Here is a 16,403-nt window from a genome sequence, read left to right as displayed (position 1 = left end):
TGAATCTTCTCTTATGACGTCCCTCAATGCACTTCCGGTTTCCACCGGAGGCCCAGTGGTGCTTGTCTCCAACACCTCCTGGTACCTCTATAACTTTCGCCGGGGCACGATTGCGGCCCTGAAAGCTGCCGGTTATGTGGTGGTGGCCTTGTCGCCTACGGATCCTTTTTCGGCACGCCTGGAGTCGGAACTGGGGGTGTGTCACCGCCATCTGGATCTGGATGGCAAGGGCACGCGCCTGCTGGGCGAGGCGAAAAGTCTGTTTGGTTTGGGGTTGTCGCTTCGGCGCCTGCAGCCGGCCTTTGTTTTCAACTTCACGGTTAAGGCCAATATTTATTCTGGCCTGGTGTGCCGGGCGCTTGGGATTCCCTACGCCAACAATGTATCGGGCCTGGGTACGGCATATCTTCACGACAGCTGGCTGTTTCGCCGGGTGCGGGCGCTTTACGGCTTTGCCAATCGCGGCGCCCGGCGGGTGTTTTTTCAAAATCAGGAAGATCACCGCCTGTTTCACGCCCATGGGTTGTTAAAGGCCACGCCAACCACCGTGTTGCCGGGCTCTGGTATGGATTTGACCCGCTTTGCGTTTTCACCCTTGCCGGATGGCCCGCTGACCTTTGTGATGGTGGCCCGCTTACTGGGTGATAAGGGCGTGCGTGAATACGCCGGTGCCGCCGCGCAGGTACGCAAGGCTCATCCGGATGTTCGTTGCCTGTTGGTGGGCCCGCTGGGTATTTCCAACCGCACTGCCATTACCGCCGACGAAGTGACCGCCTGGGTCAACGCTGGCCAGCTGGAATACGCCGGTGAAACCGACGACATACAGCCGTTTATTCGCCAGGCCCACGTGTTGGTGTTGCCGTCTTATCGCGAGGGCATGCCGCGCACGGTATTGGAAGCCGCCGCCATGGGCCGCCCCGCGATAGTGTCGGACGTGCCCGGTTGCCGCCACGCCATACGCGCCGATGAAACCGGCTGGCTGTGTGAGGTGCGCAGCGCCAATTCCTTAGCCCAACAAATGCTGGATGCTGTAACGCGCCCCCGCGGGCAATTGGCCGCCGCCGGAATATTGGCGCGGGCGTTTATGGAAGCTGAGTTTGATGAAGCCATTGTGATACGGGCGTATTTGTCTTGCCTGGACGCCGCTGGCGAACCTGTTCTTTAACAATTGGAGAAGTGTGATGTCGCAAACCATAGCTGTAATTGGCCTGGGTTACGTCGGTCTGCCGTTGGCCGCTGCGTTTGGAATGAAGCGCCGGGTGATCGGTTTTGATATCAACACCACCCGCGTACAACAGCTGCGCGACGGTGTGGATGTTACCCAGGAAGTCTCCAGCGAAGAGCTGGCGGAGGTGTCGTTGTTGTCTTTCACCACTGAACTGGAAGACCTGCGTGAGTGCTCGGTGTTCATCATCACCGTGCCAACGCCCATTGACGAGTTCAAAGCCCCGGATTTAACACCGCTGATCAAAGCCAGTGAAACCGTGGGCCAGGTGTTAAAAGCTGGCGATATCGTGATTTACGAATCCACGGTTTACCCCGGTGCGACAGAAGAAGTGTGCGTGCCGGTGCTGGAGCGGGTCTCTGGCTTAGTATTTAACAAGGATTTCTTTGCCGGTTACAGCCCGGAGCGCATCAACCCAGGTGATAAAGAACACCGGGTAACCACCATCAGGAAAGTCACCGCAGGTTCCACGCCAGAGATTGCCGAGCTTGTCGACCAGCTGTATGCCGATGTGATCACCGCAGGTACTTTCAAAGCCAGCTCTATTCGCGTGGCGGAAGCCGCCAAAGTGATTGAAAACACCCAGCGGGATGTGAACATCGCGCTGATGAACGAACTGGCGATGATCTTTAGGCGCATGAACATCGACACTCACGAAGTACTGGCCGCCGCCGGCACCAAGTGGAACTTCCTGCCGTTTAAACCTGGCCTGGTGGGTGGGCACTGTATTGGGGTAGACCCCTACTACCTGACCCACAAAGCCCAGGCTGTGGGTTATCACCCAGAAATCATCCTGGCCGGGCGCCGCATCAACGACGGCATGGGCGCCTACTCCGCCGCCGAATTAGTCAAAGCTATGATCCGCAACGGCCAAACCATCTCCGGCTCCCGCGTGTTGATCATGGGCCTGACCTTCAAAGAAAACTGTCCAGACCTGCGCAACACCAAAGTGGTGGACCTGATCAAAGAACTGGGTGAATTCGGCTGCCAGATAGACGTGACCGACAGCTGGGCCAGCAACGCCGAAGCTGAACGCGAGTATGGGCTTAGTTTGGTGGAACAGCCGCAGCCTGGTACCTATAACGCTTTGGTGATTGCGGTGGCTCATAAACAATACACCTGTCTGTCTGAAGGCGACTTCCGCGCGCTGCTGCAGCCGGGAGGGGTGTTGTTTGATTTGAAGGGAGTGCTGGCGTTGGGTGCTTCGGATTTGCGGTTGTAGGGAAGATGAGTGGCAAAGTGGGGACAGATTTGAAATCTGTCCCCGGGGTTGGGGGTGATGCTGAAAGGGGGCGGATTTCAATTCAAGTGTGTAAACCCTGTTGTTATTCACTCTCTGGGCTGAGCCAGGAACTCTTTCAATCTTCAAGGATTCTACGCTATGTGTGGAATTGTGGGTGCGCTGAGCACAGCGGATGTGGTGCCGTTTTTGCTGGATGGCTTGAAAACTCTGGAATACCGCGGTTACGACTCAGCCGGGTTGGCGTTGGTGAACGAGAGTCTCATTCGTGTGCGCGCCATGGGGCGCGTGTCCCGCCTTGAGGCGGAGGTGGCCAAGGCTGTGGTGTCTGGCGGGCTTGGCATTGCTCATACGCGTTGGGCTACTCACGGTGTGCCGGCCGAGCGTAATGCTCACCCTCACGTGTCGGGCGGACTTGCGGTTGTGCACAACGGCATTATCGAGAACCATGAAGCATTGCGGCGGCAGCTTGAATCGCTGGGTTATACGTTTAGCTCAGAGACGGATACTGAGACGATTGCGCACCTGATTCAAGCCTGCCTAGACGGTAAAATTGGCCAGGGCGCCGGCGATGTGTTTACGGCGGTGCAGCATGCCGTTACCCGCCTGCAAGGTGCTTATGCGTTGGCTGTCATTCGGGTTTTAGAGCCAGACAGAATGATTCTGGCGCGGGAAGGTTCACCGCTGATGCTGGGGCGCGGAGAAAACGGATATTTCGCGGCCTCAGATGCCTCAGCGCTAGTAGCGGTCACCCGGGATTTGATCTATCTGGAAAACGGTGATGTTGCCTGCGTTACGCCAGGCGGTGTCGAGATGGTAGACAGGCAGGGCCGGGCCGTAGTTAGGGCGATTACCCGGTCTGCGGTGGATGCCTCGGAAGTTGCGCTGGGTCAGTTTGACCATTACATGCAAAAAGAAATCTTCGAGCAGCCCCGCGCCATTGCTAATACCTTGGAGCTGCTGGCGGGTGATGCGGGTATACAGGCCGAGGTATTTGGTAACCAGGCTGGAGTTATCTTGAACGCGGTAGATTCGGTACTGATACTCGCCTGCGGCACGTCTTATTACTCCGGCTTGACTGCTGCTTACTGGCTGGAGGCGGTGGCTGGATTGCCGTGCAAAGTGGAAGTGGCAAGTGAGTATCGCTATCGGATATCTGTGGCCCGGCCAAGCCAGTTAGTGGTGGTGATTTCTCAGTCTGGCGAGACGGCCGACACCATGGCAGCGCTGGAGCACGCGAAAGCTCAAGGGCACTGCCATACGCTGGCCATTTGCAATGTGCCTGAGTCATCTTTGGTACGTGCGACGGCGTTGAGCTTTATTACCCGGGCCGGGCCGGAAATTGGCGTGGCTTCTACTAAGGCCTTTACCACCCAGTTGTCTGCGCTATTCGTACTCACTTTGCTGCTGGCCCGGGCTCAGAACGCGCTGACGGCTGAGGCTGAACGGAATTACCTCAATGAACTTAGGCATTTGCCGGTAGCGGTGCAAAAAGTGCTGGATCTGGATCCAGAGATCAAAGCCTTGGCGCAGAGCTTTGCCAGTAAACATCACGCGCTGTTTTTGGGCCGGGGGCATCATTTTCCGATAGCGCTTGAGGGCGCTTTGAAGCTGAAAGAAATTTCTTACATCCACGCCGAAGCCTACCCGGCAGGTGAGTTAAAGCATGGGCCCTTAGCCTTGGTGGATGCCGATATGCCGGTGATTGTGGTGGCACCCGCTGACAGCCTGCTGGAGAAGCTGAAAGCCAACATGCAAGAGGTACGGGCCCGCGGCGGCCAACTGTATGTGTTCGCCGATGCAAACAGCCAGGTTCAAGCGGAACCCGGAATTTCGGTTCTACGGTTACCAGAACACTATGGGCTTTTATCACCGGTACTGCATGTAGTCGCCCTCCAGCTTTTGGCTTACCACGTAGCATTGGTAAAAGGCACCGACGTAGACAAACCCCGTAACTTGGCAAAGAGCGTTACGGTGGAGTGATTCGTTAAATCGTAGTTTGGGCAATTGTCAGAGTATATTAAAGTTTGATAAATCATAATAAATTTTGATAATTTATATTAAAGTTTGATAAAAACAGGTCTCCTGCCATTCCTAACTTAGTAGGGGGCCTTTTTCATGACAGACACCAATAAACGCATTGACCCAAGCCACGAAAAGCGACTCAAGACTCGTGGTAAGGGAGTGGGCAAAGCCTATGAGCCGTTCATCAAAGTTCATGAACTCAGCAGCCAGGGTGAAATCGTTCGAATCCGAAGTGCTTCCGTCGGGCGAGTAGTAAGCGCCCATAACTCAGCACCTACACCCCAGCTCGGTAATTGCACACACTGAACGCCTCATTCATTCCACGAGGATTCAGTATGACCCAACCGAAAAAGTGCACTTCTGGCAGCAGCAGATTAACGATTGGGAAGTGACCGACTTGTCTGGCAATGCTTTCTGCAAGCAACAGTCGCTGATTTATCATCAATTCGTTTATTGGCGCCAGAAGCTAACGTCTGGTAAAGATTATCCGAAGCAGGCGCCGGCAGCCACCGGATTCACGCGAGTTATTTCTTCAGCTCCCCGCATCCCAGGCAATACCTAAACAAAAGCGAACTTTCTCGGCCCCTCTTTCGCCAATTTTTAAGCCATTAAAGTCTTGGAATACTCCGCAGAAATGTTCGCAGTAATGGGGTAGAGCCCCTCGGGGTCGGGCTTTTCCATGGAACCACCTACTGGGGTGAGAGTTTGGGGAAATAGACTGGCTCAGCATGTTCCGGAACAGACCAAAGAAGTGGCGAGCGACTATCCTTTGGGTCTGCATCGACCAGCAAGCCTTGATCGCGAAGCTTTTTAAGCAGTCGCCGGGCAGTCCGCTCATCACGCTCCCCAGTTAATGTCAGGGCATCAGACCTTGAGATCGATCCCTGAATGAACGCCTGATACAGAACCCATATAGAAGCGGGTTTCAGGTCATCCCTGCTCGCCACGAAGTCTTCGATTCGACGTTTCATCGATTTCAGGTTCAGAAGTTCTGAAATATAGCTGACTTGGTCAACGGAGGTGTCCAGAACGAAATGACAGAATCGGGCCAGACCAAGCTCACTGAGCGGGCCTCTGCCATCGGTTTGGCCCTGCTGGACGGCGTCAGCTTGAGCCAAGTTGCTTTTGTACTTCTCGGAGTAAATCGCAAGCCCACGGCTCAAACACCAGACGCCTACGCTTTCCAGTCCAGCCGCCCGGAATGCCGCATCCGTCCAAAGACGAACAACTCGGCCATTGCCATCCAGGAATGGGTGGATCCAGAGGAATCGGTGGTGTGCAGCTGCGATTGCGATCAGACGTCGATCACCTTGGTGTCTGACGCTTTTATATTCGTTGCAGAACTGCGTCATTAGCTGTTCCAGGTGTTCGGCATCAGGCGGTATGTGCCGACCAACCTTTACCCCTCGATCCCTGAACTTTCCACCCTCAACCCAGGCGACTTCCCCCGTTTCATCCAGCTCGACCTTTTTAAGATCGCTAGGCAAGTCCCTGTAGAATCGGCGATGCAGCTCTTTGATGAAGTCCACGGAAATAACTTCTCCCAGACTCCGATCCTCAGAAGCTATCCACGCCTGTACGTCGATGTGGGAAAGAGACTCAATCTGTTTGTCCCGAGCAACCGGATCGTCCTCAAAATTTCCCCGCTGGGCCTCGCGGATCTGGTGAGGAAGGGTTCGATTGCCTTCAATCAGATTGCTGTAGTACGAGTTGATGACAGCCATGTGCCGGCGCAACGTATCCGCTGTCTCCGGCTCAAGCTGGCCGGCGACCTGAGCGGCCTTCCTGTTCAGGATGCTGGCCAGATCGAGAAGCCCCTCTTCCGTACAGGATTTCTCGTTTGGCGCAAAAGGCGCGGCACTCATCCAGGATGTCATCTGATACCTTAATTCGTGTAGTGATTCTGAGTTTCTGACCGGCAGTTTGTCCGGGTATTTGTCCGGTATTCTGACCGGTTGCCAGCAGCGGCACAGAGTTCCCGCTGACGGCAATATATTTGCCTTGGAGCCATTATAAATAGGCACTGACACCATTTCCAGTTTTTTGGAGCTCCGTTTTATCTGGTCATATTTGCTGTTTTACTGTCCGGCCAAGTGACCGGCAATTTGTCCGGCAAAAACTTGTTTGGCTCTCTTAATCTTTTATGGAGGGAAACCACTCGAATTTTGAGTTCTTGATCTATCCAAGAACAGAGTCAGAGGCTGGGATCTCGCCAGCTCTGGGTGAACCTTATAGGTGGTTAGGGCCAAATATTTATCAAACGTTATTATTCATACACCGAAAACCTTGTTGGAGCAAAGGCTACACCAAGTTGTTGCTGGCGCATTGGATCTGATTGAAGAGCATCGTATCCGGGCTGAGGAACAGGAATGCAGACGCTTGGCGTGGCAAGATGCAAAAGATCGGCATGACCGCCAAGTGGAGTTTGGCAAACTTGAGCTGGAACAACTTGAGAGATTGAAGACGAACGCTGCGCAGTGGCTGAAAACCGAACGGTTACGACAATATATCGATGCGGTAGAACAGTCTGCGGTCAGGAATGGCGAGCTAAGCGAGAAGCTTACGGTCTGGATTAGCTGGGCGCGGATAAAAGCAGATTGCATTGACCCATTGGTAGCGGTATCCGATGCTATTCTGGACACCTCGGAACTAAGGTCGCCGGGCTACTATTACTGAATGGGTGGGTTTCACTTGTTAGGAGTCAAGTATCCGAATGGAAGAAGAGCTCGCAGCCATTGCACTGAAGTTATCCGAGCTTGAGAAGGAAAAGGCAGCCCTTCTTTCCCGGAGAAATGAGCTTTATCGCATTGCGCAACGTCCCGCAGGAGCGCAGCTAACACCCGTTCAAAAAGCCGAACTGTTCCAGAAGCTCTTTCGTGGCAGGAGCGATGTCTATGCGTTTCGCTGGCAGGGTTATGGTGGCCGTTCCGGTTATGCTGTTGCCTGTGAGAATGAGTGGGTACCGGGCATCTGTCAGAAACCCCGGATCAAGTGCGGGGAGTGCCCGCACAAAAATTTCAAGCCTCTGGATTTCAATGCGGTGTATGACCACTTGTCCGGCAAGCATGTGGTTGGGTTATATCCTTTGTTGCCGAACAGTTCCTGTTATCTCCTGGCTGTAGATTTTGATAAGGAGGACTGGAGGGCGGACGTTCGTGCGTTGGCCCAAGCTTGTCGTGGTGAAGGCATCCCTTATCTTGTTGAGGTCTCCCGCTCCGGTGCTGGTGCACACCTATGGGTCTTCTTTTCGGACGCCGTACCGGCCTGGTCTGCGAGGGCTTTGGGGTTCAAGCTGCTGGATCAAGCCATGGAACGCCACCCGGGCTTGTCCTTTGAGTCCTATGACCGTTTATTTCCCAACCAGGACACGATGCCCGATGGTGGGTTTGGCAATTTGATTGCTCTTCCGCTTCAACATCAGGCGCGAAGTCGTGGATGTACTGTTTTCGTCGATGATGAGCTAAATCCTTACTCGGATCAGTGGGCACAACTCAGTCGGCAAAAGACACTTTCACCGGTCCAGCTTGGAGAGATGGTCGGAAATGAGCCTGGAACTGAAGTTAGAGAAGAGGTGGTGTTGCCGTGGGAACAGTCGTTAACGGTCGGGACTGATATGATTTCAGGATGCCCTGAGATCATCACGCTCACTCTGGCCAATCACATATACATCAAGTTGTCAGACCTACCGGGGAAGCTGGCTGCGCGAATTAAGCGCATGGCGAGTTTTGCCAATCCGGTATTTTTCAAAACCCAGGCACTTCGTTTCTCAACTCACGGAATCCCTCGCTACATATCCTGTGCCCGGATTGAGCAAGGTTATCTCTCGGTACCGAGAGGCTGCTTTGATGAGCTTCAAGTATTATTGCTGGAACAAGGTATAACGGTAGACATCGATGATCGCAGGACCCAAGGACAGCCTCTGGAGGCTGTCAGCCTGAAAGCAACGTTGCGTGGTGATCAGAAGGCGGCTGTAAAGTTGCTTGCCGCCCACGATACCGGAATACTTCATGCTCCGACCGCTTTCGGCAAAACCGTAACCGCCATTGGCATTGTGGCCAAGCGGCAGGTCAACACACTGATCCTCACTCACAGTCGCCAATTGCTTGATCAATGGAAGGAGCGCCTGGAAACCTTCCTTGAAGGCGCCTCCGTGGGGGTAATTGGCGGTGGCAAGAAGAAACCTACCGGTCAGATCGACGTTGCAACCTATCAAAGCCTGATTAATAAGAACGACAATACGGTGTTAAACCTAGTCCGGGAATATGGCCAGATCATCATCGATGAATGTCACCATATCTCAGCTCCCCGTTATGAGATGCTGCTAAACGAAGTCTGCGCCCGATATGTCGTAGGCCTTACTGCAACGCCTGACCGCCAGGATGGCCACCAAAAAATCATGTTTATGGTTGCGGGACCCGTTCGCCATAAAGTCCGGGCTGATCATGGTTCCCGGTTTGTCCAACGCGTTATCGTTCGAGAGCGTCACGAAATGCCCCCCATTGACATCTGCCAGTCTGGTCAGCGGCCTCACATAGCATCAGTTTACCGTTGGCTTGCCGAGAGTAACGCCCGGAATCAGGGCATTGTTCAGGATGTCGTACGCTGTGCGCAAAACCAGGCAAACTGCCTTCTGCTGACTGAACGACGAGAGCATGCTGAGACGCTGGCAAAGCTGCTGGAGGCTGAATCCGTCTCGTCGGTCGTGTTGCGAGGAGGGATGCGTGTCAGAGAGCGCCGGGCGACGGACGCGCAGTTACATGAAGCACAGGTTGTCGTTGCAACCGGAAAATTCATCGGAGAAGGTTTTGACTTGCCTCGACTGGACACTTTATTTTTAGCTCTGCCCATCGCCTGGAAGGGAACGCTGTCGCAGTACGCTGGCAGAATCCATCGGGATGTTGACGGCAAGCAGGAAGTCACTGTCTATGACTACTTGGATACTGGCCTACCCATGCTTGAGCGCATGTTCCGAAAACGAGAGAAAGGCTACAAGGCGATGGGGTATCAGCTGGAGTCTTCTGAGCATCAATCCAGGTTGCTCTAGGCTTTAATACAAGCAATTACCCCTCTCAAGTTATCAAAACCTTAGCTGAAAGAGCCTGTGGTTTGTTGGCTCAGCCCAGGGAGTAATGACCGATTTGGTTTGCTTTCAAGACGTATGTGATTGGACTCGATGTTTTAAAATCAAAATCGTCTTGAGTTGTAAGGTTGCATGGGTTGGCGCTGATGGGGCAAGAGGTTACTTTACTGCAGCAAAGTGGGCTCTGAATGCATGAGCTTAGCGCTGTCGCCGTCAGAATAGTGTCCACTTATCCAATGTACATTCAGCATGAACAGCGCGGTGTGTTGAGGAATAAGAATAGAATCTAAGTTTTATCAAACTTTATTGTCAGCGGTTGATTAGAGTATCGTGCGGCTAGGACGAAAAAGTATCAAACTTTCACATCTTTGAATGTTGAAAATGCGTGAAATTGCGGGTTATTTTTATCAAACTTTAATACACTCTGACAGCAATTGTGGAATCGTAATAAAGTCGGTAACAATATTATAGAGTTGGTAACTCTTTCCCGGTGGTTATGTACGTCAACCTCGACGCTGTTTTTTCTGGCGACACTATGGTTCCCGTGGCGCAAAGGATTCGCTGGTCGAGCGATGGTTTTGACCATAAAGCACCCCATTCACAATAGAATCACTCAGGGCTGAAACAAGATCAAATTGCTGTCGTCCCCGCGGTTATCATTCCACTTCTCGATAACATCCAGATCACCATAAAGGCGCCCATTCAGAATACTATCCACCTTATAGGCGTCTGCGTAGCGCATCATAAGCGCTTCAGTATCCGCAAAAAAGACCTCAAGATCGCTAATGGTTTCATCCGACAGATCATCTTCGTACTCACTGGCAATAAACGCCAAGTCGTGCAGATCCCTTGCTGCTGTTCGATACGGCATCTCCGGGTTTGCTTGAGCCGCGAGTAACTTGAGTCGGGCTATCTCGTCAATGTTGTAAACCCTGATACCGTTTAGCTCTTGGACAACACTCGGATCAGGTAACCGTCTGGCCGAAATCTCCAGCTTCACACTTACCGGCATCTTTTCCCCCGGCAATTTGAATAAGGCGCGAGCACGATGGGTTGTATCAGTCATTTTGAGATCAGCAAATTTACTCAGCTCAATTCCTTCTCCCTGCTTGTTAAGTTTTTTCAGGCCATCCTTACAAATGCTTTCAAGGTTCAGGTGCGTTTTCAGTTCACGCAAAAGATCGAAGTCCAAACCCTCACTGAACCGGTCTATCTGGTAGCAGAGCATCAAGGCGGTGCCACCCTTCAGCACCAAAGGCTTATTTCCCGCTCCGATTACCTCACAGATCGCCCTCATGATCTTTGCGTGGGCTTTTTCGCGCTCAGACAGTTTCATGGCCACCACCCTAATGATTTATCCACTTGAGCATCGTGCTTGCCCCCTTAGAAGACAGGAACGGGCGAAAGTCCTTCACCCACTGCTGAACCTTGCCCATGTTCACCACATCATCGATATCGCTGACTTGGATGTTAGGCATTGGTTTCTGGCGCACTTCGAAGAAGTGATACATCAGATCGAACAACGCACGCTCATGTGTCGCTGACCAGATCCGTGCAACCTTGACCCCGAGACTTTTGATTTCTTCTGTCGCATCCCAGAGCTCATGAGCCCCGAAAAGATGACTGGCGCCATTGATGCCTGCACCGGCTATCTGCCAACGACTTGGATTGGACAATGATGATGAATACCAGAGCGCCGGCATTTCGCCTTCTTTAGCCAGTGATAGTGCTGAGGCCCCGGTGAGGTAGTGCTGTGGAACCGAAGGATTGGACGCAGGCGAGGTCATGACCAAATCAAACAGCCACTGAAGACCTAATGCCTGAGCGACAGCACAGTAACTGCCAAATGCTACCGAAGGATCACCCTTTTCAATTTTCGTCAGCGTCCGCCGTGATATATCAACGCGGTCAGAAAGTTCGCTGCCACTTTCCGTGCCCCGAGCCAAAGCAATAGAGCGCCCCAATTCTTCATAGAAGGGCTGCGACATCTCCTTTAATGCTACGGCCGTACTCATGATTGATCCTCCAGTAACCGTCAAATACGCGCAACATTATACGCATGGCAGTATTATGCCACATTTAGTAGGGATGTAGAAAGCAAGTGTTTACCCTGTAAATGTGAATTCCCTGGCCATGACGAAAACGAAGCTTGCCAAATTCACTCTGGATACAGGCTGGGGAATGCTGGAAATCATATTAACGAGGTAACCAGAGTCTTAGCCTGAAATTGGAAGCTGGAATTCGTCGTGCCAGCCAAGTTTTAATAGTTACCGACTTTATTATCATGCAGTGCCAGCTCTGCTACTTGGGCCGACTCCAAAGTTACCAACTTTATTTTCGTCACGTCGATGTTGAGGTTAAAATGCGTGCCCTACAGCAACTTTTAGTTACCAACTTTATTCCTATCCCACAGCAATGTGCCTAGACGCTATTATCAGCCCGCCATCTGGACCGAATTAGTGAAAATTGGCTCGTAAATGCCTATCTTAATTTTTTCTGCATGAGGATTTTATGACAAAGTATCAAGAACTAAAAAATACGCTGGCCGGTACTCCTAAAATCTGGTTAATCACTGGTATAGCCGGTTTCATTGGCTCTAATCTGTTGGAGCACTTGCTGAAGCTCGACCAAACCGTTGTGGGTCTTGATAACTTTGCCACAGGGCACCAGCACAATCTGGATGAGGTGCAGTCCCTGGTCACTGAGTCGCAGTGGGCAAGGTTTCGGTTTATGGAAGGGGATATTGGCAATCTGGTGGATTGTCAGATCTCTTGTAGGGGAGTCGATTATGTGCTCCATCAAGCTGCTTTGGGTTCTGTTCCACGCTCTATTAATGACCCCATTGCCACCAATGCTGCTAACGTTTCCGGTTTTCTTAATATGCTCGTGGCGGCGCGGGATGCCGGGGTGCAGAGTTTTACTTATGCCGCATCCAGCTCTACTTATGGCGATCACTCCGCCTTGCCCAAGGTAGAGGGTGTGATTGGTAAGCCGCTGTCGCCCTACGCGGTGACCAAGTATGTGAATGAACTCTACGCCGACGTGTTTGCGCGCACCTATGGGTTTAAGGCTACGGGGCTGCGCTATTTCAATGTGTTTGGCCAGCGCCAGGATCCAAATGGGGCCTATGCGGCGGTTATTCCCAAGTGGGCTGCGGCCATGATTGCGGGCGAGTCGGTCTATGTGAATGGCGATGGCGAAACCAGTCGGGATTTTTGTTTTATCGAGAACGCGGTGCAGGCGAATCTTTTGGCGGCGACTGCACACGAGGCTGCAAGGGGCGAGGTTTACAACGTTGCTTTTGGTGACCGAACCACGCTGAATATTTTGTTTGAATCTCTCGCACGCGCACTGACAATTCTTGGGCGCCCTTACGAAAAACAGCCGGTGTATCGAGAGTTTCGGGTGGGTGATGTTCGGCACTCCCAGGCCAGTATTGAAAAAGCTAAAGACAACTTGGGATATGTGCCCGAATTTCCGATTCAAGAGGGCATAACCAAAGCGATGCCCTGGTACCGCGCCAACGTCGATTGAAGAATTTAATCCTCCGTGTAGCTATCGGGTACCCGTATGTTTTTTATGTCAAAACTCGTCATATTTTTAATTTCCCCACTGGGCAGTGCGTTGCTCTTGGGAAGCTTTGCTTTGCTGTGTTCGGCTTTGCGTTTCCGTCGCCTGGCGATGGCGTGCGGGTTGTTTGCATTGTTGTGGCTGTGGGGCTGGTCTTTACCGGTGGTGAGTTTGTGGGCGCAGCAACATCTGGAGGCGCCTTACCCTGCGTTGACGATGAAGCAGTTGCCCAGTGCTGCAGCAGCTGTGGTGTTGGGTGGGGGTGTTCGCCCTGCGAGTTATCAGGAGGATTATCCAGACCTGGGGAGCAGTGCCGACCGGGTGTGGCATGCGGCCAGGCTTTTTCATGCGGGTAAGGTGCCATTGTTGGTGCTGGCGGGTGGCAGCGACGATCGGTTTAGCCGCATGTCAGAGGCAGAGGCGATGCGCATTCTGTTAGCGGATTTTGGAGTGCCTGCTTCGGCAATGGTGTTGGAGGAACGAAGCCGTACCACGGGCGAGAATGCGGTGTTTGTACGCGAAATTTTGGCAAAACGGCAGATTGATCGGGTGTTGCTGGTGACCTCGGCTTTGCACATGTCCCGCGCGTTGGCGTTGTTTCAGGGGGTGGGATTAGAGGTGATTGCCGTAGCGACGGACCACAGTGCCTATCCCGCACCGCGCTGGCGGCTATGGTTGCCGTCGGCCAGGGCGCTGGATGACAGCGCTGCGGCGCTGAAGGAGTGGGTTGGGCGCCTGGTATAAAGCGGGGGCAGATTCATTTTTTAAAAGGGGACAGATTTGAAATCTGTCCCCTTTTTCTTTTTTCCTCTCTGTCATTAATTTGGCGGCATTTTTTTGCCTAAAAAGTACTTGAAACGAGTAATTGTCGCAATGTATTCTACTCATAATGAACTTATGTATTCTTTTTTAGGTTTATAAGCCGATGTCGACTGCATTTTGATAAGGATGATCTGATGATGAATGCGTTTTTAATCCGCCGTAACCACCTTAGGGAGAACCCTAAGGTGTGGTTAGTGACTGGCGTAGCCGGTTTTATTGGCTCTCATTTGCTGCAGTGGCTGCTGGAGAATGGCCAGTCTGTGGTGGGACTGGACAACTACGCAACCGGGCACCCGAAAAATCTGGCCGAAGTGCGGAATTTGTTTGAGCCGATGCAATGGAAAAATTTCCTGTTTATCGAAGGTGACATCTGCGATCTGCAGACCTGCAAAGACGCGGTGAATGGTGTGGACCATGTTCTGCACCAAGCGGCGCTGGGTTCGGTGCCGCGCTCCCTAGCGGATCCTATTAATACCCATAACGCCAACATCACTGGCTTTTTGAATGTGTTGGTGGCTGCCCAAGAGGAAGGCGTATCAAGTTTTACCTACGCCGCGTCTAGTTCCACCTATGGTGATCATCCGGCGTTGCCAAAAGTCGAAGACCAGATTGGTCAGCCTTTGTCGCCTTACGCAGTGACCAAACTGGTTAACGAGCAATACGCGGCGGTATTTGCGCACAGTTACAAATTTAATTGCATAGGGCTGCGGTATTTCAATGTGTTCGGTCCGCGCCAAGATCCCAATGGCCTGTGTGCGGCGGTTATCCCAAAGTGGACAGACGCCATGCTGGCGGATAATCCAGTGAATATTAATGGTGATGGTGAAACGTCTCGCGATTTCTGTTTTGTGGCCAACGCGGTGCAGGCCAATATTTTGGCCGCTACAGCGGAAGAAAGTTATAAAAACGAGGTTTATAACGTTGCCATTGGCGATTGCACGTCGTTGATCCAGCTCTTCGATGTAATTGCCAAAGTGTTGGCAATTAACGGCATTCATTACAAGCAAGAACCGGTTTACAACGACTTCCGCGCCGGCGATGTGCGCCATTCGCAGGCGGATACCTCCAAAATCTCCCGCTGTCTGGGATACAAGCCTAGCCACAACATTTTTACCGGTCTGGCTGTGGCCGTGCCCTGGTATATGGCCAGGCACCCGCAACGTTTGGTAGTTGCATTATGAATACGCTTTTTTTTCTTTCGACAGCGATAGGTGCTGCGTTTTTGGCATTGATGGTGTTTAAAGCGCTTGCGCCCGCGATGGGTTTATTAGATACGCCTTGCGAGCGTAAACAGCACGTCGGCGCAGTTCCGCTTGTTGGCGGAATCAGTGTGTTCGTCGGTTTGCTGTCGGCGTGGTTTTTGTGGATGCCGCTGATGTCTGAATACGTGGTGTTCTGGCTGTGCGCGCTGTTGCTGATGGTAGTGGGTGCTCTGGACGATGCGCGTGACCTGTCGGCGCGGTTCCGCCTGCTGATTCAAGTGGTATTGGGCGCTGTGCTGGTGATTTACTCGGGGGTGCACATTACGCATCTTGGGGATTTGGTTGGGTTTGGGATGATTGAGTTGGGGTGGGTGGGGCCATTTTTGACCATTGCCGCGATTATTGGTGCCACTAATGCGTTTAATATGACCGACGGCATTGACGGCCTGGCGGGTAGTTTGACGCTGATAACACTGGTTTCTTTGATTGCATTGTATGCTGCTAACAGCAGTATGTTGGTGGAAACTATGTTCGCAGCGGGTCTGGCATTGGCGATGGTGCCTTACCTGATGGCAAATTTGCGCATAGGCCCTTGGCGCTGCAAAGTTTTCATGGGTGATGCAGGTTCGATGTTCATCGGCTTTTCCGTTGTGTGGTTGTTGGCTGAGGGAGTTAGCCAAGATGCGCCGGCTATTCGCCCGGTAACGGCACTGTGGATTATTGCGGTACCGTTGATGGACATGGTGGCCGTGATGATTCGCCGCTTAAGCCGCGGGCAGTCGGTGATGACAGCAGGCCGTGACCATCTGCATCATATTTTTTTGCGTGCAGGGTTGAGCGACAAAGAAACTCTAATTTTAGTCACACTTCTGGCGATGATAATGGCCTTTGTCGGTTTGATTGGTGAACTGTATAAGGTTCCGGAAGTGTTGATGTTGCTAGCGTTTTTGATGGTGTTTGTCGTGTATGAATGGGTGCTACGGCAAGCATGGCGCTCTATGGTTGTTTTGCCAATCAAAGAATAAAAATACAGTTTAGTCGGTTCGTTTAAAACCCCTCCCCGGTGAAAGTCGGGGAGGGGTTTCTATTTTATGGGTTCAGTTATTTGTACATTGCGCTGAGAAGTTCGTTGGTGCTGTTGTTCGCTTCGGGAAAGCGTTACCACGCGGATCTCAATGGGGCGTACAACATCGCTGCCCGAGGGGAGTGGTCAGTTCCAGGGTGAAAACCGCAAGCGTT

13 protein-coding genes are annotated in these 16,403 nt (G+C 52.4%); 10 read left to right on the top strand and 3 right to left on the bottom strand.

Going from position 1 to position 16,403, the window contains the following annotated elements; all coding sequences use genetic code 11:
* Positions 1-58 precede the first annotated feature (58 nt).
* The 4 genes from MIH18_RS06775 to MIH18_RS06760 all read left to right on the top strand — a co-directional run bounded on the left by MIH18_RS06775 (position 59) and on the right by MIH18_RS06760 (position 4,796).
* The gene (locus tag MIH18_RS06775; protein ID WP_249007979.1) at positions 59-1,165 is read left to right on the top strand and encodes a glycosyltransferase family 4 protein; all 1,107 of its coding nucleotides are present in this window, start codon (positions 59-61) and stop codon (positions 1,163-1,165) included.
* Between the two features lie 16 nt (positions 1,166-1,181).
* Entirely contained in the window at positions 1,182-2,447 is a 1,266-nt protein-coding gene (tviB, locus tag MIH18_RS06770; RefSeq protein ID WP_249007980.1) for a Vi polysaccharide biosynthesis UDP-N-acetylglucosamine C-6 dehydrogenase TviB, read from the top strand.
* Between the two features lie 159 nt (positions 2,448-2,606).
* Positions 2,607-4,448: a glutamine--fructose-6-phosphate transaminase (isomerizing) gene (glmS, locus tag MIH18_RS06765; RefSeq protein WP_249007981.1), complete on the top strand. Its 1,842-nt coding sequence runs from the start codon at positions 2,607-2,609 to the stop codon at positions 4,446-4,448.
* 135 nt (positions 4,449-4,583) lie between these two features.
* Positions 4,584-4,796: a hypothetical protein gene (locus MIH18_RS06760; RefSeq protein ID WP_249007982.1), complete on the top strand. Its 213-nt coding sequence runs from the start codon at positions 4,584-4,586 to the stop codon at positions 4,794-4,796.
* A 383-nt stretch (positions 4,797-5,179) separates the two neighbouring features.
* Here the strand turns inward: MIH18_RS06760 and MIH18_RS06755 are convergent, their stop codons facing one another.
* A complete protein-coding gene (locus tag MIH18_RS06755) occupies positions 5,180-6,367 on the bottom strand; it encodes a Fic family protein (RefSeq protein WP_249007983.1) in 1,188 nt (395 codons plus the stop codon).
* Between the two features lie 502 nt (positions 6,368-6,869).
* Here MIH18_RS06755 and MIH18_RS06750 point away from each other — a divergent pair.
* Together MIH18_RS06750 and MIH18_RS06745 are read left to right on the top strand one after the other, a co-directional pair.
* A complete protein-coding gene (locus tag MIH18_RS06750; RefSeq protein ID WP_249014199.1) occupies positions 6,870-7,166 on the top strand; it encodes a hypothetical protein in 297 nt (98 codons plus the stop codon).
* A 37-nt stretch (positions 7,167-7,203) separates the two neighbouring features.
* Positions 7,204-9,534, top strand: a complete 2,331-nt coding sequence (locus tag MIH18_RS06745) for a DEAD/DEAH box helicase (RefSeq protein ID WP_249007985.1) — start codon at positions 7,204-7,206, stop codon at positions 9,532-9,534.
* A gap of 649 nt (positions 9,535-10,183) precedes the next feature.
* Here MIH18_RS06745 and MIH18_RS06740 read toward each other — a convergent pair.
* A complete protein-coding gene (locus MIH18_RS06740; RefSeq protein WP_249007986.1) occupies positions 10,184-10,906 on the bottom strand; it encodes a nucleotidyl transferase AbiEii/AbiGii toxin family protein in 723 nt (240 codons plus the stop codon).
* Positions 10,907-10,916: 10 nt separating this feature from the next.
* Positions 10,917-11,585 (bottom strand): transcriptional regulator, encoded by a 669-nt coding sequence (locus MIH18_RS06735; RefSeq protein WP_249007987.1) that lies wholly within the window; start codon positions 11,583-11,585, stop codon positions 10,917-10,919.
* A 496-nt stretch (positions 11,586-12,081) separates the two neighbouring features.
* On the opposite strand from MIH18_RS06735, the gene MIH18_RS06730 reads away from it, so the two are divergent.
* From MIH18_RS06730 to wecA, 4 genes are all read left to right on the top strand, one after another.
* Positions 12,082-13,104 (top strand): NAD-dependent epimerase/dehydratase family protein, encoded by a 1,023-nt coding sequence (locus MIH18_RS06730; RefSeq protein ID WP_249007988.1) that lies wholly within the window; start codon positions 12,082-12,084, stop codon positions 13,102-13,104.
* Positions 13,105-13,149: 45 nt separating this feature from the next.
* Positions 13,150-13,884: a YdcF family protein gene (locus MIH18_RS06725; protein WP_249014198.1), complete on the top strand. Its 735-nt coding sequence runs from the start codon at positions 13,150-13,152 to the stop codon at positions 13,882-13,884.
* Between the two features lie 215 nt (positions 13,885-14,099).
* Complete coding sequence (locus MIH18_RS06720; RefSeq protein ID WP_249008953.1) at positions 14,100-15,143, top strand: SDR family oxidoreductase; 1,044 nt, start codon at positions 14,100-14,102, stop codon at positions 15,141-15,143.
* Positions 15,140-16,189: a UDP-N-acetylglucosamine--undecaprenyl-phosphate N-acetylglucosaminephosphotransferase gene (gene wecA / locus MIH18_RS06715; protein ID WP_249007990.1), complete on the top strand. Its 1,050-nt coding sequence runs from the start codon at positions 15,140-15,142 to the stop codon at positions 16,187-16,189. The genes MIH18_RS06720 and wecA overlap by 4 nt, the downstream gene beginning before the upstream one ends.
* Positions 16,190-16,403 lie beyond the last annotated feature (214 nt).

This window comes from Marinobacter sp. M3C, assembly GCF_023311895.1.
Taxonomy (GTDB): Bacteria; Pseudomonadota; Gammaproteobacteria; order Pseudomonadales; family Oleiphilaceae; genus Marinobacter.
Note: the sequence above shows the minus strand (reverse complement) of the source record. Positions and strands in the feature narration are given on the sequence as shown.